The 21,900-nt window shown below is 66.6% G+C and carries 24 protein-coding genes; 17 read left to right on the top strand and 7 right to left on the bottom strand.

What is annotated here, in order from left to right; translation table 11 throughout:
- The first annotated feature begins 39 nt into the window (after positions 1 to 39).
- The 4 genes from AC5RUM_RS01930 to AC5RUM_RS01915 all read left to right on the top strand — a co-directional run bounded on the left by AC5RUM_RS01930 (position 40) and on the right by AC5RUM_RS01915 (position 2,481).
- On the top strand, positions 40 to 924 hold the full coding sequence (locus AC5RUM_RS01930; RefSeq protein ID WP_494033346.1) for a glycerophosphodiester phosphodiesterase: 885 nt from the start codon (positions 40 to 42) through the stop codon (positions 922 to 924).
- 31 nt (positions 925 to 955) lie between these two features.
- Entirely contained in the window at positions 956 to 1,756 is an 801-nt protein-coding gene (locus AC5RUM_RS01925; RefSeq protein WP_494033345.1) for an AzlC family ABC transporter permease, read from the top strand.
- The gene (locus tag AC5RUM_RS01920; RefSeq protein WP_494033344.1) at positions 1,753 to 2,064 is read left to right on the top strand and encodes an AzlD domain-containing protein; all 312 of its coding nucleotides are present in this window, start codon (positions 1,753 to 1,755) and stop codon (positions 2,062 to 2,064) included. The genes AC5RUM_RS01925 and AC5RUM_RS01920 overlap by 4 nt, the downstream gene beginning before the upstream one ends.
- A 90-nt stretch (positions 2,065 to 2,154) precedes the next feature.
- A complete protein-coding gene (locus tag AC5RUM_RS01915) occupies positions 2,155 to 2,481 on the top strand; it encodes a hypothetical protein (RefSeq protein WP_494033343.1) in 327 nt (108 codons plus the stop codon).
- Between the two features lie 80 nt (positions 2,482 to 2,561).
- On the opposite strand, the gene AC5RUM_RS01910 is transcribed toward AC5RUM_RS01915, so the two are convergent.
- Together AC5RUM_RS01910 and AC5RUM_RS01905 are read right to left on the bottom strand one after the other, a co-directional pair.
- Positions 2,562 to 2,759 (bottom strand): hypothetical protein, encoded by a 198-nt coding sequence (locus AC5RUM_RS01910; protein ID WP_494033342.1) that lies wholly within the window; start codon positions 2,757 to 2,759, stop codon positions 2,562 to 2,564.
- A gap of 218 nt (positions 2,760 to 2,977) precedes the next feature.
- Entirely contained in the window at positions 2,978 to 3,598 is a 621-nt protein-coding gene (locus AC5RUM_RS01905) for a TetR/AcrR family transcriptional regulator (protein WP_494033341.1), read from the bottom strand.
- 111 nt (positions 3,599 to 3,709) lie between these two features.
- Here AC5RUM_RS01905 and AC5RUM_RS01900 point away from each other — a divergent pair, with 111 nt between their 5' ends.
- Both AC5RUM_RS01900 and AC5RUM_RS01895 read left to right on the top strand, forming a co-directional pair.
- Positions 3,710 to 4,042, top strand: a complete 333-nt coding sequence (locus tag AC5RUM_RS01900) for a thiamine-binding protein (protein WP_494033340.1) — start codon at positions 3,710 to 3,712, stop codon at positions 4,040 to 4,042.
- 136 nt (positions 4,043 to 4,178) lie between these two features.
- Entirely contained in the window at positions 4,179 to 4,856 is a 678-nt protein-coding gene (locus tag AC5RUM_RS01895; protein ID WP_494033339.1) for an O-methyltransferase, read from the top strand.
- Between the two features lie 141 nt (positions 4,857 to 4,997).
- Here the strand turns inward: AC5RUM_RS01895 and AC5RUM_RS01890 are convergent, their stop codons facing one another.
- Complete coding sequence (locus AC5RUM_RS01890; RefSeq protein ID WP_494033338.1) at positions 4,998 to 7,076, bottom strand: VCBS repeat-containing protein; 2,079 nt, start codon at positions 7,074 to 7,076, stop codon at positions 4,998 to 5,000.
- A 720-nt stretch (positions 7,077 to 7,796) separates the two neighbouring features.
- On the opposite strand from AC5RUM_RS01890, the gene lepB reads away from it, so the two are divergent.
- The 3 genes from lepB (at position 7,797) to AC5RUM_RS01875 (ending at position 10,085) form a co-directional block, all read left to right on the top strand.
- Entirely contained in the window at positions 7,797 to 8,339 is a 543-nt protein-coding gene (gene lepB / locus AC5RUM_RS01885; RefSeq protein WP_494033337.1) for a signal peptidase I, read from the top strand.
- Positions 8,340 to 8,435: 96 nt separating this feature from the next.
- On the top strand, positions 8,436 to 8,915 hold the full coding sequence (locus AC5RUM_RS01880; protein ID WP_494033336.1) for a Dps family protein: 480 nt from the start codon (positions 8,436 to 8,438) through the stop codon (positions 8,913 to 8,915).
- Positions 8,916 to 8,921: 6 nt separating this feature from the next.
- Positions 8,922 to 10,085 (top strand): acyl-CoA dehydrogenase family protein, encoded by a 1,164-nt coding sequence (locus tag AC5RUM_RS01875; protein ID WP_494033335.1) that lies wholly within the window; start codon positions 8,922 to 8,924, stop codon positions 10,083 to 10,085.
- A gap of 103 nt (positions 10,086 to 10,188) precedes the next feature.
- On the opposite strand, the gene AC5RUM_RS01870 is transcribed toward AC5RUM_RS01875, so the two are convergent.
- Both AC5RUM_RS01870 and AC5RUM_RS01865 read right to left on the bottom strand, forming a co-directional pair.
- Complete coding sequence (locus AC5RUM_RS01870) at positions 10,189 to 11,283, bottom strand: YihY/virulence factor BrkB family protein (RefSeq protein WP_494033334.1); 1,095 nt, start codon at positions 11,281 to 11,283, stop codon at positions 10,189 to 10,191.
- Positions 11,284 to 11,434: 151 nt separating this feature from the next.
- A complete protein-coding gene (locus tag AC5RUM_RS01865; RefSeq protein ID WP_494033333.1) occupies positions 11,435 to 11,914 on the bottom strand; it encodes a hypothetical protein in 480 nt (159 codons plus the stop codon).
- Positions 11,915 to 12,104: 190 nt separating this feature from the next.
- Between AC5RUM_RS01865 and AC5RUM_RS01860 the strand changes: the two genes are divergently transcribed.
- Positions 12,105 to 12,614, top strand: a complete 510-nt coding sequence (locus tag AC5RUM_RS01860; RefSeq protein WP_494033332.1) for a hypothetical protein — start codon at positions 12,105 to 12,107, stop codon at positions 12,612 to 12,614.
- Between the two features lie 90 nt (positions 12,615 to 12,704).
- Here the strand turns inward: AC5RUM_RS01860 and AC5RUM_RS01855 are convergent, their stop codons facing one another.
- Positions 12,705 to 13,769 carry an NAD-dependent epimerase/dehydratase family protein gene (locus AC5RUM_RS01855; protein WP_494033331.1) on the bottom strand — a complete coding sequence of 355 codons (1,065 nt, stop codon included), beginning with the start codon at positions 13,767 to 13,769 and terminating at the stop codon, positions 12,705 to 12,707.
- A gap of 185 nt (positions 13,770 to 13,954) precedes the next feature.
- Between AC5RUM_RS01855 and AC5RUM_RS01850 the strand changes: the two genes are divergently transcribed.
- Entirely contained in the window at positions 13,955 to 14,869 is a 915-nt protein-coding gene (locus tag AC5RUM_RS01850; protein WP_494033330.1) for a sigma-70 family RNA polymerase sigma factor, read from the top strand.
- On the opposite strand, the gene AC5RUM_RS01845 is transcribed toward AC5RUM_RS01850, so the two are convergent.
- Positions 14,764 to 15,708, bottom strand: a complete 945-nt coding sequence (locus tag AC5RUM_RS01845; protein ID WP_494033329.1) for a glycosyltransferase family 9 protein — start codon at positions 15,706 to 15,708, stop codon at positions 14,764 to 14,766. The genes AC5RUM_RS01850 and AC5RUM_RS01845 overlap by 106 nt on opposite strands.
- A 115-nt stretch (positions 15,709 to 15,823) precedes the next feature.
- On the opposite strand from AC5RUM_RS01845, the gene AC5RUM_RS01840 reads away from it, so the two are divergent.
- The 6 genes from AC5RUM_RS01840 to rfaE2 are packed head-to-tail and all read left to right on the top strand — an operon-like array spanning position 15,824 to position 21,875.
- Positions 15,824 to 16,372, top strand: a complete 549-nt coding sequence (locus AC5RUM_RS01840) for a D-glycero-alpha-D-manno-heptose-1,7-bisphosphate 7-phosphatase (RefSeq protein ID WP_494033328.1) — start codon at positions 15,824 to 15,826, stop codon at positions 16,370 to 16,372.
- Positions 16,369 to 17,445 (top strand): glycosyltransferase family 9 protein, encoded by a 1,077-nt coding sequence (locus AC5RUM_RS01835; RefSeq protein WP_494033327.1) that lies wholly within the window; start codon positions 16,369 to 16,371, stop codon positions 17,443 to 17,445. The genes AC5RUM_RS01840 and AC5RUM_RS01835 overlap by 4 nt, the downstream gene beginning before the upstream one ends.
- A complete protein-coding gene (locus AC5RUM_RS01830) occupies positions 17,442 to 18,542 on the top strand; it encodes a glycosyltransferase family 4 protein (protein ID WP_494033326.1) in 1,101 nt (366 codons plus the stop codon). The genes AC5RUM_RS01835 and AC5RUM_RS01830 overlap by 4 nt, the downstream gene beginning before the upstream one ends.
- Complete coding sequence (locus AC5RUM_RS01825) at positions 18,539 to 19,792, top strand: glycosyltransferase (protein WP_494033325.1); 1,254 nt, start codon at positions 18,539 to 18,541, stop codon at positions 19,790 to 19,792. Before AC5RUM_RS01830 ends, AC5RUM_RS01825 begins: the two co-directional genes overlap by 4 nt.
- Positions 19,789 to 20,514 carry a D-sedoheptulose-7-phosphate isomerase gene (locus AC5RUM_RS01820; protein ID WP_494033324.1) on the top strand — a complete coding sequence of 242 codons (726 nt, stop codon included), beginning with the start codon at positions 19,789 to 19,791 and terminating at the stop codon, positions 20,512 to 20,514. Before AC5RUM_RS01825 ends, AC5RUM_RS01820 begins: the two co-directional genes overlap by 4 nt.
- Positions 20,511 to 21,875, top strand: a complete 1,365-nt coding sequence (gene rfaE2 / locus AC5RUM_RS01815; RefSeq protein WP_494033323.1) for a D-glycero-beta-D-manno-heptose 1-phosphate adenylyltransferase — start codon at positions 20,511 to 20,513, stop codon at positions 21,873 to 21,875. Before AC5RUM_RS01820 ends, rfaE2 begins: the two co-directional genes overlap by 4 nt.
- Positions 21,876 to 21,900: the final 25 nt, after the last annotated feature.

Genomic DNA, 21,900 nt, shown 5'->3' with positions numbered 1-21,900 from the left:
AGCCCCGCTTCCCCGGCAGCCGTCGGCTAACGTGTCAGCATGACAACCGACGAGTCACTCCGGCCGCGTCCCTTGGTCTACGCCCACCGGGGCGCCAGCGCGGATTTCGCCGAGCACACACGGGCGGCTTACCTACAGGCCCTTGCCGACGGGGCCGACGGCGTGGAGTGCGATGTGCAGCTGAGCCGGGACCAGCACGTGGTTCTGCTGCACGACGCCAACCTGGACCGCACCTCGGACGGAACCGGGCCGGTGGCCGAACGCACCATCAGCCAACTGCGTCTGCTGGACTTCTCGTCGTGGAAGGGCGTCCGCATCCCCGATGCGTACGGTGCCCGTTCGGAACAGTTCCTCACCCTCCCCGACCTGCTGGATCTCCTCCGGGACTCCGGCCGGGAGATCGGGCTGGCCATTGAACTGAAGCATCCCAGCCCGTACCAGCTGAAATTGGAGGACCGGGTGCTGGAAGTCCTCCGGGCAGAGGGGTGGGACCCGCGGACATCCCGGCTGGACAACATCAGAATCACCTTCATGAGTTTCAGCCCTGATGCCGTGCGGCATCTGCGCAAGGCGATAGCGCCCCAATTCATCTGCCAACTGGTGGACGACATCAACGTCTCCGCGATCCGCGAGGAACTGGGGCTTGGCCCGCTGACGGGCGGCGCCGTTGCGAACGTCATGAAGGCGGCCCAGCTTGAAGGCGAACAGATCCTCAACGACGGCGAAGTCGGCATTGCCGGCCCCGGCATCGGGTATGTCCGCAGGCACGCCCCCATCGTGCACCGCTGGCTGGATTCAGGCCGCAGATTCAGGGTGTGGACGGTGGACGCCGAGAGTGACGTGGCGCTGTGCATCGGACTCGGGATTCACGAAATCACCACCAACAGGCCTGCCCGGGTTCTGGCCCAGCTGCAGCCGGCTTAGTTCCCGTGCGCCGCTGTGGTTGAGTGGTGCCATGCCCATCACCTGGCCTTGCCGGCTTCTCGAGTCCCCGGCGGTTCGCGTGGGCCTCTCCATCAGCGTGGCTACGGGACTGTACGGCGTTTCGTTCGGCGCCCTCTCCGTGACATCCGGCCTCGACTTCTGGCAGACCATGGCCCTGAGCCTGCTGCTATTCAGCGGAGGGTCACAGTTCGCCTTCATCGGCGTGGTGGCCGGCGGAGGATCCGGACTGGCAGCCATGGGGGCCGCGACCCTGCTGGGAATGCGCAACGGAATCTACGGCATGCAGCTCAACGTGCTGCTGCATCCCACCGGATGGCGCAAGTACGCAGCCGCCCAGCTGACCATCGACGAGTCCACCGCCACGAGCACCGGGCAGACGGACCCGGCCGAGCAGCAACGCGGATTCTGGACAGCCGGCATCGGCATCTTTGTGCTGTGGAACGTCTTCACCGCTGTCGGAGCCCTGGCCGGGGGCGCCTTGGGCGACCCCAAGCAGTGGGGGCTCGACGGCGCTGCGGTGGCGGCGTTCCTGGCCCTGCTGTGGCCCCGCTTAAAGGGCCGGGAGCCGGTGGCCATCGCCATCGTATGCGCGCTCGCCACGGTGCTGGCGGTGCCGTTTGTTCCTGCCGGCGTGCCGATCCTCGCAGCTGCGGCAGTGGCCGCACTCATCGGTTGGTTCAGCCATGGGCCCAAGGATGAAGGCTTGGAGCCTGACATCGATCCGTACACCGCGCGCCATCACGGAGCCCACCACCCGCCCCATCACGAGGGCAATCAAAAACCGGGAACCGCGCCGGGTGATGCCAGATGAACCTCTGGGGGTGGTTGTTGCTGTCCTGCCTGTTCGCCTATGCATGGAAGCTCGTGGGGTACCTGGTCCCGGCCACGCTGCTGAAAAATCCGCGGACGTCGCGGATCGCCGGGACAATGACGATCGGCCTGCTGGCCTCGCTGACGATCGTCAATGCCGTGGCATCGGGCCAGTCGCTGCTCCTGGATGCCAGGATCGGCGCGCTGGCTGCGGCCGCGATCGCCCTCCTGTTCCGGGCACCCTTTTTGGTGGTTGTGATCGCAGGGGCGGGAACTGCAGCCCTGCTGCGGCTTGCGGGCTGGAACTGACGCCCCGGATTGACGGGTGACGCCGGGTGTGGATGAGTAGACCGTGAGATGAAGCCTGGTGTTGTTGAATTCAGAGAGGACTGACTCACAGTGAATGACAAATCAACCCCGGAGGAATCAGGGTCCCACAGGAATGCCCACGAGAAATCGGGAGCCCCGTACATCGAGGTCAGCGGCTCCCAGGCCACGAGGGAACTCCGCGACACTTCACGCCGGCGCCGCGAAGCCGAGGAAAAGCTGCAGCAGCATCTGATGGAAGCCAAGGAGCACGCCCACGAAGCCGAGCATGGGGCCCACGGGAAGACACACTCCACAAAGGGAGCAGAGGGAGCAGGCCACGAAGCGGGTGGCCCCGAAAAGGGTTCCCACGCCAAGAAGGCGCAGGAGCCGACGGACACCAAGCACCAGGATTCGTAGCACGCACCACTAACCCCCCGCGGGTGACGCCGAATTACCAGGGCGTCGAATTACTCGTGCCCCGTCTTACTGGTGCCCCGTCAGGCTGCCCCGTATGCGTCCGGCGATGCGGGCGTCGACCGCCGGCCCAGTTCCTCAACGGCGAGGTCATACCAGTCCTGGGCTCCCAGCACCGGGTTGGGGGTGTCCAGATTGCGGTAAAGCGCGTCGGCGATGAGGCCCAGCTCCTCCGTGGAGGCCGCTGTCACGGTTGCCTCCGGGTCGCCGGAATTTCTCATGAAATGTACAAGCTGTGAGCGGTTCATGCTGACTCAGCCAGCCGGACGTGACTACACCTTAAGAGTGCCATTGTGTGCTCCGTGCAACGTATTTGTACCCGAGGCTGGCTTCCTAACCACTGGTCTGCCCAGCTTACTGTGCGGGCCGCAGCAAGGGAATAACCGCAGCCCGACGAAGCGTGCTGCGGCCCCGGGAGCCGCGAGCTTGCGGCGTCAGGCTAGTCGAACTGCGTGCCCGGCAGCGGGACCTGGGGAGGCAACTGGCGGACCGGCCGCTCCCAGCGAATGGCGTCTTCGACGAGCGCTGCCGGCCGGCGCCAGGCATCGGAGCCCGGCTCCATGGTGTCAACGACACCGATCAGCATGGCCAGAAGGCGGACCATATCCGTCAAAGAGATGTCCGTGCGGAGCGTGCCCTGCCCCTGGCCGCGGCCCAGGAGTACCCCCACGGATTCTATGAGGCTCCCCGTGATGCCGGTCAGCAGGTCTCGGCGGCCGGCCACGGCACCGAGGAGGTTGGCGTTCTCGCTCGCCGCAGCCATCACGGCGTCGATGACACGGAACAGTCCGTCGGCTGCGTCCTGGCCTGCCAGGGCGACGTCGATGACAGGGTCAACGGTGAGCCGGAGTTGGCGGTTCAGTGCGGCCAGGACCAGCTCTTCCTTGTCGGAAAAGTTGCGGAAGAGCGTCGCGGGTCCCACACCGGCGGTGGCGGCGATGGTCTGCAGCGGCACATCGGGTCCGTGGTCCCGGAAGCATTCGCGGGCTGCATTAATGATCTTGTCCACATTGCGGGCAGCATCGGCACGAAGGGGCTTGCGCTCTACTGCGAGATTCATAAGTAAAAGGTTAGCAACGCGGTGTCCCGCCGACTTCGTTACCGATTGGTAGTTCCAAATATGACGCAGCGCACGCCCGGCTCCCCTTTCCCGGCATGCCAGACTGAGGCTATGTTGCTTGCATTTTCAGTTGCCCCGTCCGGAATTCCTGCCGATGCCGCCTACACCAAGGAGGACGCCGACGGCTCCGTGCATGACGCTGTTGCCGCCGCCGTCAGGGTTGTCAGGGACTCCGGGCTGCCCAATAAGACCGACTCGATGTTCACCACGATTGAGGGCGAATGGGACGAGGTGTTCGCGGTGGTTAGACGCGCCACCGAGGAGGTAGGGAAATACGGCAGCCGGGTTTCGCTCGTGATCAAAGCCGATATCCGGCCCGGGTTCTCAGGCGAACTGACGGCAAAAGTGGAGCGGCTGGAGGACGCTCTCGGGGACCGTTCCTGAATCTGAAGGACCCGCCGCAGGCATGACACAGACCCGCCGCAGGCATGACACAGGCATGACACAGGATGCCGCCAGCTCAGGGGCAGGGCAGTGCGGGACTCTGGCCCGCCGGTTCCGATGCTGGGAGACTGGGGCCATGTTTGAGCATAAGGCGCGGCCCGAGTGGGTGGCCGTAGAAGAGTTCCTGTCCGACGTCGTCGTGCATCCCGACAGCGCGCTGCAGCGCGCTGTGCAATCCGCCGCCGACGCCGGGATGCCGCCGATCGAAGTATCACCGAATGCCGGAAAGCTGCTGAAGCTGCTGGTCGGGGCTTCGGGAGCACGGCGCGTTTTGGAGATCGGCACACTCGCAGGCTTCAGCACCATTTGGATGGCGCAGGGGCTTCCCGACGACGGGCGGCTGGTGACGTGTGAATATCTCCCAAAGCACGCGGAGGTGGCGCGCGGGAACGTCGACGCGGCCGGGCTTGGCCACAAGGTGGAGATCCGGATCGGCGCGGCGCTCGACACACTGGCGGCTCTTGAGGCGGAGGGCGCCGGTGCCTTCGATTTCGTCTTTATCGACGCCGACAAGGAAAACAACCCCGGCTACCTGGACTGGGCGGTGCGGCTGGGCCGGCCCGGCACCACCATTGTGATGGACAACGTGGTCTGGGAGGGCGCGGTGCTGGATCCGTCAATGGACGAGGTCAACGCGCCTGGGATCCTCAGTGCGCTAAAGCTGATGGGGGAGGACAGCCGTTTGGATGCCACCGTCATCCAAACCGTAGGATCCAAAGGCTGGGACGGCTTCGCGCTGGCCGTGGTGCGCTAGCCGGCCCCGGTGGGAGCTGAGGGCGCAGCTTCCAGGAGAACGGACAAAGCACCGCCCGCATACTGCGTGTACGCGGGCGGTGCTTTTAATGTGCGGTGCTTTTACAGTGCGGTGCTTTATTACAGTGCGAGGCAGTTGCCCTTAGCCGAGCACATTCATGATGTTCCAGCCGCCGCCGACCCGGACCCGGTTGGGGAAGGTGCCGGCACCGTCGCCCATGTAGGACCAGAGGACGCCGCTGGTGTCGCGGGCCACGAGGTCATCGCGTCCGTCGCTGTTGAGGTCTGCGGCGCCGCTGATGGCGTTCATGATGTTCCAGCCTGCGCCTGCCCTGACCCGGGTGGGGAATGCGCCGGCGGCGTTGCCCATGTAGGACCACAGAACTCCGCTGGAATCCCGTGCCACGAGATCGGCGTTACCGTCGCGGTTGAGGTCGCCCGCGGCGCTGATGGCCATGGTGCTCCAGCCTGCGCCGGCCCTGATGCGGGACGGGAAGGTGCCGGAGTTGTTGCCGCTGTAGCTCCACAGGATTCCGCTGGAGTCGATGGCGAGCAGGTCATTCCGTCCGTCGCCGGTGACATCACTGGCTGCGCTGATGGTCTTCATGGTGTTCCAGCCTGCGCCGGCCCTGACGCGGGTCGGGAAGGTGCCGGAGCCGTTGCCGCGGTAGGTCCAGAGGACGCCGCTGGAGTCGCGGCCCACGATGTCAGCCCGGCCGTCTCCGGTGAGGTCTCCGGTGGCGCTGATGGAATTCATGGTGTTCCAGCCGGCACCGACCCTGACGCGGGTGGGGAAGCTGCCGGAGCCGTTGCCCATGTAGGTCCACAGCACCCCGCTGGAGTCGCGGGCCACCATGTCGGCACGTCCGTCACCGTTGAAGTCCTGCGAGACGCTGGTGACGCCGGTGCCCGTACCGATGCGGACGTTCCGGTTGGCAACGACACCGACGTTTCCTGCCGCATCCGTGGCGCGGACGCTGAAGGTGTAGAAGCCGTTGGTCTGGGCGTCCCAGGTCTTCGGCGACGAGCAGGTTGGATCCCACGCGCCGTTGGTGGGCAGCAGCCGGCATTCGTACCGTGCCTGCGGGTCAGCGCTGCTGAAGGTCAGGCTCGGCGTGCTGTCCAGGCTGGGCGTGGACGGGAACGGTGCCGTGACGGCAACTGCCGGCGCCGTGGTGTCCACTGTGAACCTCAACGTCCCGGAGCTCTCAGCGCCGGCACGGGCCTGTACGCTGTGGGAGCCCTGGGCCAGCGGTGCCAGCGTAATTGAGTACGTGGAACCAGCCACTGTGGCTGCCTGCGCGGGGCCGCCATTGACACTCACTTCCACCGGTCCCGTCGTGCCTGTCGGCAGCGTGCCCGTCAGCGTCGGCGTGGTCACGTTGGTGACGTTGTCGGCCGAGGAGCGGCCGCTGTCGCTGGCTGCGGCCAGGTCTGGTGTAGAGGGACCAGCCTCAGTACCCTCGGCGATCAGGCCCTGGACCGTGAACAGGTTCGCCGTCACCGTGTCGACGCCGGGACCACCGGCGTCCGGTCCGACCACCTGGACGAAGTTGTTGCCCGACGGGGCTCCCGTGACAGTCCGTGCCGTGTCGATGGATCCGATGGTGCCGGTCTCTGCGCCGACCTGCTGGAGGAAGGTAGCTGTGGAACCGGTGGTGTAAGCCCCCAGGAAGGCCGCACCGACTCCTGCCCAATCGCAGGCAGTTGTCGCGGTCGGTGCGCAGCCCTCGTCCAGGGTTTCATTGATCACCCCTTCGGCGTCTGCCTCGAAGGTGTGGACGCCGTACGGGTGGGTGATGGTGTACGACTGTCCGGCCTGCAGGCTGTCAAACCGGAACCGCAGCCGGCCGAAGCCCATCTGATCGCCGTCGATGACTTCTTCATTGGCGTGCGCTGCTTCGAGAGCGGCTTCGTAGGAACCGATGCTGCCGACATCGGCCGAGGCAGCAAACCAGAACGCTTCATCAGGGAAGTTATCGGGGTAGGAAACGGGCGCCTCCGGGTTGGGCGGCTCGGAAAGGCAGCCCTTCCCTGCTTCGTAGCAGAGCTGCAGCTTGACGGTTCCGTCTGAATACCAAGTGGGAAAACCGTTCGCATCGTCAACGGGTCCGACGCCGGCGGTTGCGGCGTTGGCAGGAAGGCCGGCCAGCGGCGCCAGGGAGGCGGCCAGCAGTGCGCCGGAGACGACGGCGGCGAGACGGCGGGAAGTTGTTGTCATCGGCTGGCGGTGAGCCCGGCGTGCGCTGCGCGCTCCATCCGGCATCTCGGGCCGATCTACAGACTTGGAAAACATGGTGACTCCTCAAATGGACACTCGATTAGTGGCCCCCAGTACCTTCAAGGCCAGGCCAGGAAGCGGATTCCCTGCCACCGCCACAGTGGCTAACAGACCTTGGATTAATCTCGGATGGGAGAGGCAGGGAATCCCAGCTTTCCGTGCGTGACCTCCCGCTTCGCGCCCGAACCGGCCGCAAATGTGCCCCAAACAGCGGGACGCCGGACCCGGCGCCCCTGGGGATACGTCCCGGACCCGGCGGTCCTTGTCACTCTTCCGGTGGCGGCCATCCGCCGGTCGGGACATCACCAGATTTCCTGCCGATACCTATGAAATTCCCGGGCCTCGGGCACGGGTAACGCCTAGGAGCCAGTGGCGGGGGACCCTGCATTGGAATGGCCGGCAAACCCTGTCCCCCCAGTTAAGGCATCGATGTCCCCCAGTTAAACCATCGATTTGAGGGGGCTCAATTGGGGGTGGGTCCGGGGACGCCCGCCCATGTGCCCCGCAACCCCAGTTTTTTCCAAGAACGGCCGAACATGCTCATGGCAGTCCTTCGAAAGGAGACACAGCCATGTCCGCTTCCCGACGGCGCCCCGTGCCTACGGCAATGTCCCAGACAGCAATGTCCAAGGCGGCGCTATCCGAGGCAGGACCAACCCCGTGGGACGGCTAGCCCGTCACCGGGCAGCTCGGCCCGACACCGCGGGCGGAAAGTTCGGGCGGCACGTTTGGAGCCGAAAAACCACGACGGCGGCAGTTCTGGCGACGGGCCTGCTCGCCACACGCTTGTGGGTCCTTGAGCCGATGACCGTCAGTTCCGAAAGCATGGAGCCGGCGGTTCCCCGGGGAAGCACTGTCCTGCTGTACAAGCCCGGTCCCCTCTTGGGTGGACTGAGAGCCGGGGACCTGGTGGTGTTCAGCAGCCCCGAGGACGGACGCCCGACGCTCAAACGCGCCATCGCATTCCAGGGCCAGTCTGTGGCCATCGAAGACTCCGTCCTGGTAGTGGACGGGACACCGCAGGCCGAGCCTGGAGTCGACCACAGCCGTATCGACGGCACGTACTTCGGGCCCGTCACGGTCCCTGCAGGCCATGTCTTTGTGCTTGGCGACAACCGGTCCGGCTCCATCGATTCACGGGCGTACGGCAGCGTTCCGCTGGACAAGGTGCAGGCCACGGTGGCCTGGCCATCGGGGGAATAGTGGAGTCAGGGCGTAGACCACAGAAGGTAAGTATGCTGGGTATCAGCTTGACCGGCCGTACTCGGCCAGGACCCGTCAACAGCAGCGGAGGAAGAAATGAAAGCGTCCCAGACACTGGCCGGCAACCTTCAAATGGTGCTCACCGATCTGATCGAACTTCATCTGCAGGGGAAGCAGGCACACTGGAATCTGGTAGGCACCAACTTCCGGGACCTGCATCTCCAGCTGGATGAGATCATCGCCAGTGCCCGGCTGCTTGCGGATCAGACGGCGGAGCGCATGCGCGCGCTCCACAGCCTTCCGGATGGCCGCAGCGCAACGGTGTCAGCCGGCACGCGGCTGGAGGACTTCCCCGGCGGGCTCACAACCACCAAGGACACGGTCAAACTCATCACCGCCCGGCTGGAGCAGACCGTGAAGACCATACGGGACGTCCACGACGAAGTGGACGAGGAGGACCCAACGAGCGCTGACTTGCTGCATGCCGCCATCTCACGCCTGGAGCAGCTGGCGTGGATGGTCAACGCGGAAATCATGGCGGCGTCGGCTTCTGTGACTGTGCCCGCGGAAGACTGAGTCGCCGTGAACCCGCCGCGCCGCCGATGGCAGGCGGTCCAAATCAGCTCTACGCCGGAACAGCTCGCAGACCTTGACCCGACGCTCGAGGCAGTCGCGGCCGCAGTGGAGGACGTCCCCGCGCTGCTCGCTGCCGCCAACGAGGCCGGGAAATCCGCGCCAAAGCCGGGAGGCGGGGGCACCGCACGGCTTTGGGAACTGCTGGCGTCTGTCGCCTCCATCGACGTGGCTGCCGGACGCATCCTTGAACCGCACCTTGACGCCGGCGCCATACTTTCGCAGGCCGGAATGGCAGACTCCTTCACCGGAACCTGGGCGGTCTTCGCTGCTGAGGGACCCGGCACCCGCCTGACAGCGCAACCCGGACCCCAGCCCGGGGGAGTGCAGCTCACCGGGTCCAAGCCATGGTGCTCGCTGGCCCAGTTCGTGGATCACGCGGTGGTCACCGCGCACACCGCAACGGGAGGGCGGGGCGCCTTTGCCATCGACCTCAGGGATGCCGGCGTAACCTGCACCGACCCCGAATGGACCAGCCGGGGCCTGCGGGAAATCCCTAGCGGGACGGTCCATTTCGACCGTGTGGCGGCGGCGCCGCTCGGCGGCGATGGCTGGTATTTTCAGCGCCCGGGATTCGCATGGGGCGGCATGGGGGTGGCAGCGTGCTGGCTGGGCGGTGCCGTTGCGCTCGGGCGGTACTTCAAGGCTGCACTCATTCGGGGCGCGCATTCCCAACGGGAGCCCGACCAGGTGGCCATCGCCAGCCTCGGCGAGGTAGACAGGATCCTCACCTCCACCTCCCAGTACCTCGCCCGCGCGGCTGAACTGATCGACGGCGGCCGGCTGGGAAGCGTTGACGCGCCGGCGGCGCAGGTAGAGATCCCGACAGCAGAGCTCCCGCATGCGGAGGCAGCGCAAGGAGAGCCAGAAAGCGGAGGCGGGCAGGGGGACGGTGCATGGAGCGAGGCGCTCCGGGTCCGCGGAACTGTCGCCGCCGCCGTCGACCGCGTTCAGCTGCTTGTAAGCCAGAACCTCGGACCGGGACCGCTGGCCTTCGACGACCGGTACGGAAAATGCATGGCGGACCTGTCGCTTTACGTCCGTCAGCACCATGCGGCGCGCGACGACGCGGAACTCGGTGCGCTGACCCTAAAGGGCGAACACGCGTGGTGACCTTCGGCCGCCGGATCGGCACCCAACTGCGCACCCTCGGAGTGGAGGCCGCCGCCGCGCTGCGTTGCGCTTAGCGGCGGCCGCTTTCTCACTGGGTGCCGGCTCACTGGGAGTCGGCGCGGTCCTGGTCCTTCTGCTCGCGGCTGTGCTGTTCGCGGAGTTCGCGTCCGTGCCGGATGTCTTCTTCTTCCTTCTCCTGCAGTTTGTCGCTCTTCTTCGTGTCCCGGGGCGGCAACTGGATGGTCTCTTCCGCCTCAATGCCGGCCTGGAGTTGCCGTCCGCGTTCCATTTCAGCGTCGAACTCAGCGCCGAAAAGCAGGGACATGTTCAGGATCCACAGCCACAGGAGCATGACGATCACGCCGCCGATGGCCCCGTAGGTCTTGTTGTAGTTGCCGAAGTTGGCCACATAGAAGGCAAAGCCCAGTGAGGCCAGCACGAATGCCAGGAGTGCAATGAAGGAGCCAATGCTCATCCACCGGATCTTCGGCTGTTTGACGTTGGGGGTGGCGTAGTACAGGATCGCGATGACCACGACGACCAGCAGGATGATGACCGGCCATTTGGCAATGTTCCACACGGTCAGGAACGCGCCGCCGAGGCCGAGGACCCCGCCTACCGCTTCCGCCACCGGCCCGCTGATCACCAGCATGGCCGCGAGCAGCGCGACGATCACCACCGACAGCAGCGTCACGCCGAGCATTGTGCCACGGAGCTTGACGAAGCCGCGGCCCTCGTCGATTTCGTAGATCCGGTTCATGCCCCGGCCAAAGGCGTTTACGTAACCGGACGCGGACCAGAGGGCAGTTGCCAGGCCGATGACAAGGGTGAACCCTGCTGCCGGCGACGAGGTCAGTTCCTGGATGGGCTCACGGATTGTGTCGATGGTGGAACCCGGTGCGATGCCCTGGGCGATATCCAAAAGCGCCGTCGTCGTCTTTTGCGCGTCGCCAAAGATTCCCAGCAGCGAAACCAGGGCGAGCAGCGCCGGGAACAGCGAGAGGACGGCATAGTAGGTGAGGCCTGCGGCGACGTCCGGGCACTGGTCTTTCGAAAACTCGCGCAGTGTCTTCTTGGCAATGTACTTCCAGGAAGGCTTGGTGACGTCCGTGGGGCTGTCGGGCTTGCGTTCGTCGTCTGGGGCGGGCGCCGTGGACGACTTCGCCGTACTGGATTCCGGGGCTTCCTTGGTGGCCATGGGACCATCCTTTCGGGCACGTGCAGGCTGGCAAACGACTCATGCTGTTTGCAGTGGAGCTGCCTGCGGTCAAGGGGGATTAGGCGGTGCGGAGGTTGCTCCAGGCTGTTGTTCTTGCCATGCGGCCTGCGGCAACCTGCCCACCGTGCGCCTAACGGGGATTCGATCGATCGCGCGTGAGCGGGTCACTGCCCATCGGATCGTCCGCGACTTCTTTTCCTGCCAGCGGATCGTTCGCAATGTGTGTCGGGGACTCGGTGTCCTCTACGAGTTGGGGCGAGTCCAAAGGGCTGGGGGGCTTGGTGGCAGGGGTGGCCTCGGGCGAGGAAGTGGACCCACCGAGCCCGGCTGTGGTGGCATCAGGGCCGGGGAGGTCCACAGGCGGCGGCGGAACGGCTGCACCCGCCGGTGGGACGTAGCTTCCGGAGGCGGTCTCAGGCCCTGGAAGATCCACCCGGGGCGGCGGCACTGCAGCGACGGTCGAGTCCGGTGCCTGCCGGGCTGCCTCCTCTTTGCCGGCATCCTCTTGGCCGGGGTCGCCCTTCGAGGAAGCCGGGTCCGGTGATTTCGAGCGTTGCGAGGCAGCAGTCTGTGGTTCACTCCCGCCCTGCGACCATTGGTTCTCTGTCATCATCGCTCTCTTTCAAAGAAGGTGGGCTGCCGATTACAGCCGGAGTTACTCGCCATAAAATAGTAAGCATGATTACTATTAGATAGTAAGTACCCCGATTGCCGTTAGTTCAACCGGCCGGGCGTTGGAGCTGCGTTTGCTTCCGCGCGTTGGCCGGATCGCGCTGGATATGGAGAGAGGTGGATCCTCAGTGGATACAACCGTCTGGGTATGGATCGTTGTTGGAATCGTCGTCGTGGCACTGATCGTTGTGCTGCTCATGACGAGCCGCAAGCGCAAGGAAGCGTTTAGGCAAAAGCGCGATGAAGCGAACCGTCAGCACGCTGCGGAAATCCGCAGGGAAGCGGAGAACACGGAACTCGAGGCCCGGGAGAACGAGGCCCGGGCGCTTCGGGCGAAGTCGGACGCGGAGCAGGCGCAGGTCGAGGCTGCACGGCTTCGCCAGGAGGCGGAGCAGCGCCAGTCCGAGGCGGAGGGCCTGCGCGGCGACTCGGAGAAGCATATGACCAAGGCGAACGCGCTGGACCCGGATGTGGAGGACGACGGCAGCCGGCGGCCAGGGGCTGCGATCGATCCCGACCAGAGGGTCGACGCCTCACGCAGCCCGGCAAGCGACCGCAATCCGGCCAGCGACACGCGCACGGACTCCGGTGCCGAGCCTGGCCCAACCGATGCACGACGGAACACTCCGCGGGAGTGACGGGCTGCAGGCGCCCCGCGCTGGTGAATCCAGCTGGGTGAATCCACCCGCGCTGGTGAAACCATGAGCACCGTCGGGGGCGGTGCCCGTCTAGTGCTGTCCCCGCAGCCTGCGCCGCGGCTTTAGTGTGTGCCGCGGCTTCAGCGGCGGGGACAGGGGTACACCGGCCCCTGCCCCCATGCCCTCGATCACTTCCTGGATGGCATCCAAGGATGACGTCCTGGGCTCCCAGCCGAGTTCCGTGCGGGCGCGCGCCGTTTCCATGATGGGCGCGCCGGCGGCCATCTCGACCCAGCCTGAATCCGTCTGCTGCAGCCGGAGGCGCCATGTGGCGTCCACGAAAGCGTGCAGGAACCGCACGGGAATGGGCAGCACCCGCCGCGCATGGAAGAGGCGGGCCAGGTTCTGTGGGGTGACAACCGGCTCGGCTGCGACGTTGAACGCCCCGGCCGCCTTGCGCTGAATGACACGCCAGTAGGCGTCTGCCACGTCGTCCGCGTGCACGGCCTGGAAGACAAACTCGTCCGGAATAGGCAGGATGGGCAGCGCAGGGCGGCGCGGCACGAGCCGGGGATGGACCATGCCAAGGAAATACCGTCCGACCTCACTTCCGGCGTCACGCTGAAAAATCAGCCCCGGCCGCAGCCTTGCCACGGTGACGGAAGGATTGTCCCAGGCGAACCGGTCCAGGAGCGCCTCCTGCTCGGCCTTGTCCCGGCTGTAGTGCGAGCCGGCCATGCCTCTGGCGGGCCAGCCCTCGTCCACCCGCCGATTCTTGTCCGCCTTGCTGTAGGCGCCGACAGAGGAGGCGCACACCACGTGCCCGACTCCCGCTTCCTTTGCTGCAGCCAGCACGTTGGCAGTGCCCGTGACATTCGTCCGGTGCAGCACGGCAAGGTCCCGGTTCGGCTGGACCTGCCATGCCAAATGCACCACCGCGTCAACTCCGGCGAAGGCCGCGCGGATGCCGGCCTGGTCGCTGTCCAGGCCGACGTCCGCGGCGTGCCACTCGACCCCGGCATAGGGGGCCCGTGAAGTGTCCGGCATCCGGCGGCTGATGCCCACCACTTCCGGTCCGCCGTCGGGCTCCTGCTGCAATCTGCGCAGCAGGGCCGTGCCCGCGTTTCCGCTCGCTCCTGTAATGGCGATTCGCATGTCATATCCTCCGTGGTTGCGTTGGACCGGTACCGGCGGCATGGCTATGGTCCGCCCGCCGTATGCCTGATGCTTTCCTGAGCCTATCGCCTGGGAGGCATTGTGTAATAAGCACGCTTATGTTTTCCTACCACTAAGTCTTGCCGCAGGCTTTCTTGAGATCCACATCGAAGGAATCCCCGACAATGCCAGAGAATCCTCCCCATACCACCGTGGATAGCGCCCGGAATGGTGACCCCTTGTTCGAGGGCACCTGCCACGGGCCCGACGTGCGCCGTTCCAGGCGTCCGGCCCAGCAGGCGGGTCGCCTCCATGAGGCCTTCCAGAATCAACTTGTCCTGAGCTACCTCGACCTGGCGGAGTCCCTCGCAGCGCGCTTCGCCACACGCGGCAGGGACCGGGCGGACCTGGTCCAAGTCGCCTACCTTGGGCTGGTCAAGGCGGCCAGGGGGTTCGATGAGAAAAAGGGGGAGAGCTTCCCCGCCTACGCCGCCCCCACGATCAGCGGCGAGCTGAAGCGGTTCCTCAGGGACCGCTGCTGGACAGTCCGGCCGCCGCGCAGGGTGCAGGACGTGCGGACCCAACTGTTGCGCACGGCACCGGACCTGACGCAATCCCTGGGCAGGGTCCCCACCGATCAGGAGTTGGCAGCTGAGATGCGTGTGTCGGCTGATGAACTGAGGGAAGCCATGGCTGCGGGGAGCAGCATGCATCCCGATTCGCTCGACAACGCAGATCCCTGGGGCGGACCGCCGATGGCAGATGTCCTGGTTTCCCCCGACATGGCCATAGAACGCCTGGAAGAGCTGGTCTGCCTGAATGAGGCAATCCAGGAGCTGGACCCTGACGACCGGGAAATGCTCTACCGGCGCTATTTCTGCGAAGAGACGCAAACCGAACTGGGCCATCGGTTCGGGATTTCGCAGATGCAGGTGTCGCGTCGCCTGTCCCGCATCCTTGTCCGGCTGCAGCACCGGCTCCTGGCTGAGGAAGATCAGGTCAGCGGGAGGCCGCGGACCGCAGTGAGCACGTCCTCCACTGAAACAGCCAGAAGTGCCGGGTCGGGTGTGGCAGCGAAAGTGTCGCCCCGTCGGGCTTGAGCATCGGTGAGCACGACGTGCGGTCCCGGCGGTGGCCCCCATACTTCCACTGGGGCGGGTCCGAACAGTACGACCGAGGGCCGTGAATACGCCGAGGCAAGATGCGCCGCGCCCGTGTCGGCCGAGACAACCAGTCTCGCCTCTGCCACCGCCGCCACGAATTCCGTCAGCCCCAATGTGCCGGCCAGGACGTGGTTCTCGCCAAGGCCGGACAGGCGGGCAACATCAAGCGCCCGTGGCCGCTCCGCCGTGCTTCCCGTGAAGACTACATTGTGCCCGTCGGCAGCCAGCGTCCGGGCCACGTCGGCGAACCTCTCAGCAGGCCACAGACGGCTGCCATAGGCTGCACCCACGTGAAGCACGGTGGCGCCGGGGCAGGGACTGGGAACCCCAGGAGGGAGCAGCCGGTAGTCAGCAGGTTCGGCCTCGATGCCATGCCACTGCAGCAGGCGGGTCCAGCGCTCTCGTTCATGGATGTCCTTGATCCAGACAGGGCCAGGCCTGCCGTCGGCATGGTGGCCAACGATGGTACGCGGCTTGATTTCAGCCAGCCGGTCGTCGCTTTCCGGTCCGCTGCCGTGGAGGTTCACCGCCACGTCCACCCGGCCGGGTTCGATAGGAATCGGAACGTCCAGACCGTGGGTGGGGAGCAGTTCGTACCCGCCCACCAGCTCCAGGGCTTCCGCCAGCCAGCCTTGGGCCGCGTAGAGCAGCCGGTGGTCCGGGTACGCGCGTCGCAGTGCACGGAGTGCCGGCACCGCGACCAGCAGGTCGCCGAGCTTTAAGGCGCGGAGAACCAGCAGGACAGGCTGTTCCTGATTGCCATTCGATGCTTCCACTGACTGGCCTCCTCGAGCTGAAGGCACGCCCGTTCGGGCTGCCTGACGAGGAGTCTAGTCCGAAGAAGTAGGCGGCCGGTTGTTTAGGCTTCGCCGGAGGGGGAACGAAGCGTGTATGGCAAGCAACGCTTCTCTGCACGCTTCTCAGCTCAGGGCTGTGCTGTTCGACCGGGACGGCACCCTGGTCGTGGACGTGCCCTACAACGGGGATCCCCGGAAGGTCAGGCCGTTCCCCGGCGCGCGAAAAGTCCTTGACGAACTGCGCAGCCGGGGACTGGCGACGGGCGTCCTTAGCAACCAGTCGGGTATTGCCCGGGGCATCCTGACCCCTGGCGAGGTCGAGAGCGTCAACGCAAGGGTGGAGGAGCTGCTCGGCCCCTTTGACGTCTGGGAAGTGTGCCCGCACGGAGACGGGGATGGCTGCGTCTGCCGCAAACCCGCCCCCGGGATGATCCGCAGTGCCTGCAGCCGGCTGGGCATCGATGCATCGGAAGCGGCCTTCATCGGCGACATCGGCAGCGACATGGAGGCTGCGCGGGCCGCCGGAGCCAGGGGCGTCCTGGTACCCACACCGCTGACGCGGGACGAGGAGGTTGCTGCTGCCGGTGAGGTCGCAGCCGACCTGGAGCAGGCAGTCGCGCTGCTCCTCCGGGGACCGGTATGAGCAGGATACTGGTGGCCCGCCTGGACAGCGTGGGCGATGTCCTGCTCGCCGGCCCTGCCGTCAGGGCCGTGGCAAACGGCAAGAGGGCCGACGGCGGCAGCCCCAATGACATCGTGGTGCTCTGCGGGCCGCAAGGGCAGGCCGCGGCGTCGTTGCTGCCGCATGTTTCGGACGTTTTCGCCTGGGACAGCCCGTGGATCTCCAACCCCGCGCCGCCCATGACCGGACCGCACCTGGACACCTTCGTGACCTTTGTCCGCAACTCCCGGATCACCGAAGCCGTCATCCTCACGTCCTTCCACCAGTCCCCGCTCCCTTTGGCGCTGCTCCTGCGGCTGGCAGGCGTGGGGCGCATTACCGGTGCGTCCACCGACTACGCCGGATCGCTTCTGGACGTCCGGCTTAAGCCGGGCGAGGACTTCCCCGAAGACCAGCCGGAAGCCGTCCGCGCGCTGGGCATCGCCCGGGCAGCAGGCTTCCGGCTCAAGACAGGCGACGACGGAAAACTCATGGTCAAGGACCCGCCCGACGTAAAGCATCTGGTGGGTGAGGGGCCTTACGTGGTGGTGCACCCGGGGGCGACGGTTCCGGCACGGGCCTGGCCTCCGCTGCATCACGCTGCCGCCGTGGAACTGCTGGAGGGCAACGGCCACCGGGTGGTAGTGACCGGGGGACCCGGAGAAACAGAGCTCACTGCCACCGTGGCCGGCCCGTCCGGTATTGATCTTGGCGGGCAGACGGACTTGAAGACCCTCTCCGGAGTCTTGGCAAACGCGGAGGCGGTGGTCTCCGGCAATACCGGACCTGCCCACCTGGCGGCCGCCGTCGGGACCCCGGTGGTGAGCCTGTTTTCACCGGTAGTCCCGGCCGTCCGCTGGGCGCCCTACGGCGTCCCGCTGGAACTGCTCGGTGACCAAAATGCACCGTGCCGCCTGACCCGCGCCCGGATTTGCCCCGTTCCCGGGCATCCGTGCCTGGGCTCAGTATCGCCCGAGCAGGTGGTGGACGCCGTGGAGCGGCTGATCAGCGGGGTTTCCTCGCTCAACACGCGGAGAAAGGTGCGCAGGCAATGAGAATTCTCCTCTGGCACGTGCATGGGTCGTGGACGGACGCGTTCGTCCGGGGCCGGCACGAATACCTCCTGCCGGTCCTGCCCGACGGCGGCCCCTGGGGCCTGGGCCGCGCCGGCCGGAACTGGCCGGCGTCAGTCCACGAAATCTCGCTGGCGACGCTCGACGCGGACAGCATTGACGCCGTCGTCCTGCAGCGCCCCGCGGAAGCAGCCGAACTCGCCCGGATGTTGGGGCGGCGCCCCGGCGTCGACCTGCCTGCCGTGTACGTCGAGCACAACACGCCCAAGGGCGATGTCCCCTTCACGGTGCATCCGCTCGCCGGCCAGCACGAGATTCCGGTGGTCCACGTGACCCATTTCAACCAGCTTTTTTGGGATAACGGCCAGGCGCCGACCACCGTGATCGAACATGGAATCCCCGACCCCGGCTACCTTTACACCGGGGAGATTCCGGAGCTGGGCGTGGTGGTGAACGAACCGGTCCGCCGGGGGAGAGTGACCGGAACGGACCTGCTGCCCGGCTTCGCAGCGGCCGCCCCGCTCCAGGTCTTCGGGATGGGCGGCGACGACCTTCATGCCAGCACCGGGCTCGGACCGGCCAGGCTGAGGATCCGCGGTGACCTGAAAAGCGCAGAGCTCCACCGGGAACTGGCCCGCTGCAGGGTCTACCTTCACCCGCTGCGGTGGACCTCGCTGGGACTCGCGCTGCTGGAAGCGATGCACCTGGGTATGCCCGTCCTCGCCCTGGCCACTACCGAGGCTGCGCGGGCGGTGCCTGCTGACGCCGGAGGGATCTCAACGGACGTGCACGAGCTGCGCCGGTGCGCCGAACTCCTCATCAACGACCCCGAAGAGGCGCGCCGCCGGGGAAAGGCAGCCCGGGAGGCTGTGCTGGAGCGCTATGGGCTCGACCGCTTCCTGGCCGACTGGGACACGCTGTTGGCAGAGCTCCGGGCCCGGCCCCGTCCGCTGCCGCCCCGGAGGGGGAATGCGGTGCAGGGGCTTCTGACGGGGCAGGAAACTTCGGAGGGGAACGGAACATCGATGGGGCCCGGAACCGAGCCCTTAACGCCGGCGCGAGAAAGGAATACCCATTGAGAATCTCAATGATTTCAGAACACGCCAGTCCATTGGCAGCGCTTGGCGGAGTGGATGCGGGAGGGCAAAACGTCCACGTGGCCGCACTGTCCATTGCCCTGGCCAGGCGCGGCCACCGCGTCACTGTCTATACCAGGCGCGACTCGCCGGACTTGCCCGCGAAGGTGCGGGTGCAGCCCGGGCTCGAGGTGGTTCACATCGATGCCGGTCCCGCTTCGCACGTGCCGAAGGACGAACTGCTGCCGTTCATGGGCGCGCTCGCCGACGGTGTGGTCCGGGACTGGGGGAACTCCCCGCCGGACGTCGTCCACGGCCACTTTTGGATGTCCGGCATGGCCGCCCTGGACGCCGGACGCCGCCAACCCGCCGGGTACCGTGTTCCGGTGGTGCAGACATTCCACGCCCTTGGCACGGTCAAACGGCGGCATCAGGGCGCGGACGACACGAGTCCGGCCGAGCGCCGCTTCCTCGAACCGTCGGTGGGACGGTCGGCGGACCGCATCATCGCCACCTGCTCGGACGAGGTTTTCGAGCTGAAGTCGATGGGGATTGACACGGGAAAGGTGTCCATCGCCCCGTGCGGTGTGGACCTGGAACTGTTCTCCGGTGCGGGACCGGCTGATCCCAGGACCCGTTCCCACCGCATCCTGTCCGTGGGCCGCCTGGTCCCGCGCAAGGGTGTGGATCTCGTGATCCGCGCACTCGTGCACCTCCGGGATGCCGGGTTCGACGACGTCGAGCTGCTGATCGTTGGCGGTGGCGGCGCGGAAGACGGACACGATCCCGAGGCGCACCGGCTTTTGGATCTGGCACGGGACCTTGGTGTGGCGGACCAGGTGGAGCTCCGCGGACAGGTGCCGCGCGACGCCATGCCCGGGATTTTCCGCAGCGCCGACGCTGTTGCGTGCACGCCCTGGTATGAGCCTTTCGGGATCGTTCCGCTGGAGGCCATGGCGTGCGGAATCCCTGTGGTCGCCGCAGCGGTCGGCGGTCTGACGGACAGCGTCGTCGATCACGGAACAGGCCTGCATGTGCCGCCCAAGGATCCCGAGGCCATTGCTGACGCTTTGGCAACCCTGCTGGCCAGCCCCGAACTTCGTACCAAGCTTGGCCGGGCCGGCGAGCGGCGGGCGAAGGCCCGCTATTCCTGGAGCCGGGTCGCGGCGGAAACCGAAAAGGCGTACCAGCTGGCCATCGCGGGAGCCGCAGACGCCGCCAGTCTGGAACCGATGGAAGGAGCGGCACTGTGACAACGGAATGGTCCTTGCAGGAAGCTGTGCTTCCGCCCCTGCACCCGCTGGAGGCCCGCCCCGCTGCGTTTGAGCACCGGGCGGACCGGCCCGATCCGGACTTTGCCGACTCCGCGGCTTCCCGCGAGGCAGTGCGCATCCATCTGGAAAATGTCCTTCCCGCGCTGCGGTCGCTGGAGAACCAGGCAGACCGGCTGGCGGCCTGGGGCGTGGAGCTGGCACACCGGCTGCTCGGTGGCCAGCGGTTGCTGGCAGCCGGGAACGGCGGCTCGGCTGCCGAGGCCCAGCACCTGACTGCCGAGCTGGTGGGAAAGTTCGACGGCGAGCGGGTGCCTTTCTCCGCGATCTCGCTGCATGCAGAGAGTTCAGCAGTTACCGCCATCGCCAACGACTACGGTTACGCGGAGCTGTTCGCCCGCCAGGTGCGTGCGCACGGGCGGTCCGGCGACATCCTCCTGCTGCTTTCCACCAGCGGAAAAAGCCCCAATCTGCTCCGCGCCGCTGAGGCAGCCGCCCGGCTCAATGTGACCACCTGGGCACTCACGGGACCTGCTCCGAATCCGCTGGCCTCGTGCTGCGACGATGCCGTGGTGATTGACGCCCTATCAGCCAACGCGCAGGAGGGTCATCTCATCGCCCTGCACGCCATGTGTCGGTCCTTCGAGGCCGAGATCGCCCGGAAGGACCGGACGGCCGCCGGGTCGGAGGACGATCACGGATGAGGATCACGGTAGTGGGTGACGTGCTGCTGGATGTGGACCTTGCCGGCGAAGCAACGCGGCTGTGCCCTGACGCTCCGGTCCCTGTGGTGGACGTCGCCGAAGTTCGGCGGCGCGCGGGCGGCGCGGGGCTGGTGGCCCGGATGCTGGCCAGGGACGGGCACCGCGTCACCCTGGTGACGGTGCTTTCGGACGACGACGCGTCCCTGGAACTGGAGGGCGCGCTCGGCGGTGTCCGGGTTGTGGCCGGGCCCTCCGGGGCCAGGACGCCGGTGAAGACCCGGGTCCGGGCCGGCAGCCACCCTGTGGTCCGAGTGGACGAGGACTGCAGCCGGCCGGAGGTTCCCGGGGCGACGGCCGGCATGCTCAAAGCCATTGAGCAGTCAGAGGTTATTGTCATTGCCGATTATGGACGCGGCCTGGCGGCCAACGCGGAGATCCGGTCCCTTCTCACGACCCTGGCGGACGACGTTCCCATCGTGTGGGACCCGCACCCCGCCGGCGCTGTTCCCGTGCCGGGGGTTGCCGTGGCCACGCCGAATCTGGCCGAGGCCGCCAAAGCCGCGGGCATGGTGGCGGAGACACCCGCGGAAATCGAAGAAGCGGGCAACGTGCTGCTCGACCGATGGCAGTGCAAGGCCGTGCTGGTGACCATGGGGGAGCGGGGCGGACTCCTGCTGGGACGGCGGGACCGCCTGCCTCGGACAATACCGGCACCTCCGACGGCCGTCAGCGATCCGTGTGGTGCCGGAGACCGGCTCGCTGCCAGCCTGGCGGTGCACCTGGCCGAGGGCCGCGGGGTCGAGGACGCGGTGGAACTCGCCATCCACGAGGCGGCCGAGTTCCTGGGCGCCGGTGGAGTGTCTTCCCTGCCGGACCGCCATCGGCCAATCTGGCGGCATCGGCGTGACGAGGACGCCCAGGGACTGGCCCGGAGGATTCGCGCCAACGGCGGAACCGTGGTGGCCACCGGGGGATGCTTCGACCTGCTCCATGCCGGCCACGCCCGGACGCTGGCGGCGGCCCGGGACCTCGGCGACTGCCTGATCGTGTGCCTGAACTCGGACGAGTCCGTGCGCAGGATCAAGGGAGAACAGCGACCCATCGTCAGCCAGCAGGACAGGGCCGAGCTTCTCCTTGCCCTCGAGTGCGTGGACGCCGTGATGATCTTCGAGGAGGACACTCCCGAGGCCTGCCTGGATGAGCTGCGCCCGGACGTCTGGGTGAAGGGCGGAGATTATCAGGCGTCACAGCTTCCCGAAGCAGGCCTCGTGGAGAGCTGGGGCGGCCGGTGCGTGACGGTGCCTTTTCACCAGGCCCGATCCACGTCGGTCCTGGCAGATGCGCTGGCGAAGGTCAGCTGAAACAGACCCGAACGAAAGGAACACC

It is taken from the genome of Arthrobacter sp. B2060, assembly GCF_059090445.1.
The sequence above is the reverse complement of the archived record's forward strand: the minus strand, read 5'-3'. Positions and strand labels throughout refer to the sequence as shown.

Coding starts and splice junctions, on each gene's coding strand:
- AC5RUM_RS01910 (WP_494033342.1), bottom strand. CDS start 2,759: ATGAGAAATTCCGGCGACCCGGAGGCAACCGTGACAGCGGCCTCCACG.
- AC5RUM_RS01870 (WP_494033334.1), bottom strand. CDS start 11,283: ATGGCCACCAAGGAAGCCCCGGAATCCAGTACGGCGAAGTCGTCCACG.
- AC5RUM_RS01840 (WP_494033328.1), top strand. CDS start 15,824: ATGGCAAGCAACGCTTCTCTGCACGCTTCTCAGCTCAGGGCTGTGCTG.
- AC5RUM_RS01880 (WP_494033336.1), top strand. CDS start 8,436: ATGAAAGCGTCCCAGACACTGGCCGGCAACCTTCAAATGGTGCTCACC.
- AC5RUM_RS01895 (WP_494033339.1), top strand. CDS start 4,179: ATGTTTGAGCATAAGGCGCGGCCCGAGTGGGTGGCCGTAGAAGAGTTC.
- AC5RUM_RS01900 (WP_494033340.1), top strand. CDS start 3,710: ATGTTGCTTGCATTTTCAGTTGCCCCGTCCGGAATTCCTGCCGATGCC.
- AC5RUM_RS01890 (WP_494033338.1), bottom strand. CDS start 7,076: ATGACAACAACTTCCCGCCGTCTCGCCGCCGTCGTCTCCGGCGCACTG.
- AC5RUM_RS01865 (WP_494033333.1), bottom strand. CDS start 11,914: ATGACAGAGAACCAATGGTCGCAGGGCGGGAGTGAACCACAGACTGCT.
- AC5RUM_RS01925 (WP_494033345.1), top strand. CDS start 956: ATGCCCATCACCTGGCCTTGCCGGCTTCTCGAGTCCCCGGCGGTTCGC.
- AC5RUM_RS01830 (WP_494033326.1), top strand. CDS start 17,442: ATGAGAATTCTCCTCTGGCACGTGCATGGGTCGTGGACGGACGCGTTC.
- AC5RUM_RS01905 (WP_494033341.1), bottom strand. CDS start 3,598: ATGAATCTCGCAGTAGAGCGCAAGCCCCTTCGTGCCGATGCTGCCCGC.
- AC5RUM_RS01930 (WP_494033346.1), top strand. CDS start 40: ATGACAACCGACGAGTCACTCCGGCCGCGTCCCTTGGTCTACGCCCAC.
- AC5RUM_RS01920 (WP_494033344.1), top strand. CDS start 1,753: ATGAACCTCTGGGGGTGGTTGTTGCTGTCCTGCCTGTTCGCCTATGCA.
- AC5RUM_RS01855 (WP_494033331.1), bottom strand. CDS start 13,769: ATGCGAATCGCCATTACAGGAGCGAGCGGAAACGCGGGCACGGCCCTG.
- AC5RUM_RS01835 (WP_494033327.1), top strand. CDS start 16,369: ATGAGCAGGATACTGGTGGCCCGCCTGGACAGCGTGGGCGATGTCCTG.
- rfaE2 (WP_494033323.1), top strand. CDS start 20,511: ATGAGGATCACGGTAGTGGGTGACGTGCTGCTGGATGTGGACCTTGCC.
- AC5RUM_RS01850 (WP_494033330.1), top strand. CDS start 13,955: ATGCCAGAGAATCCTCCCCATACCACCGTGGATAGCGCCCGGAATGGT.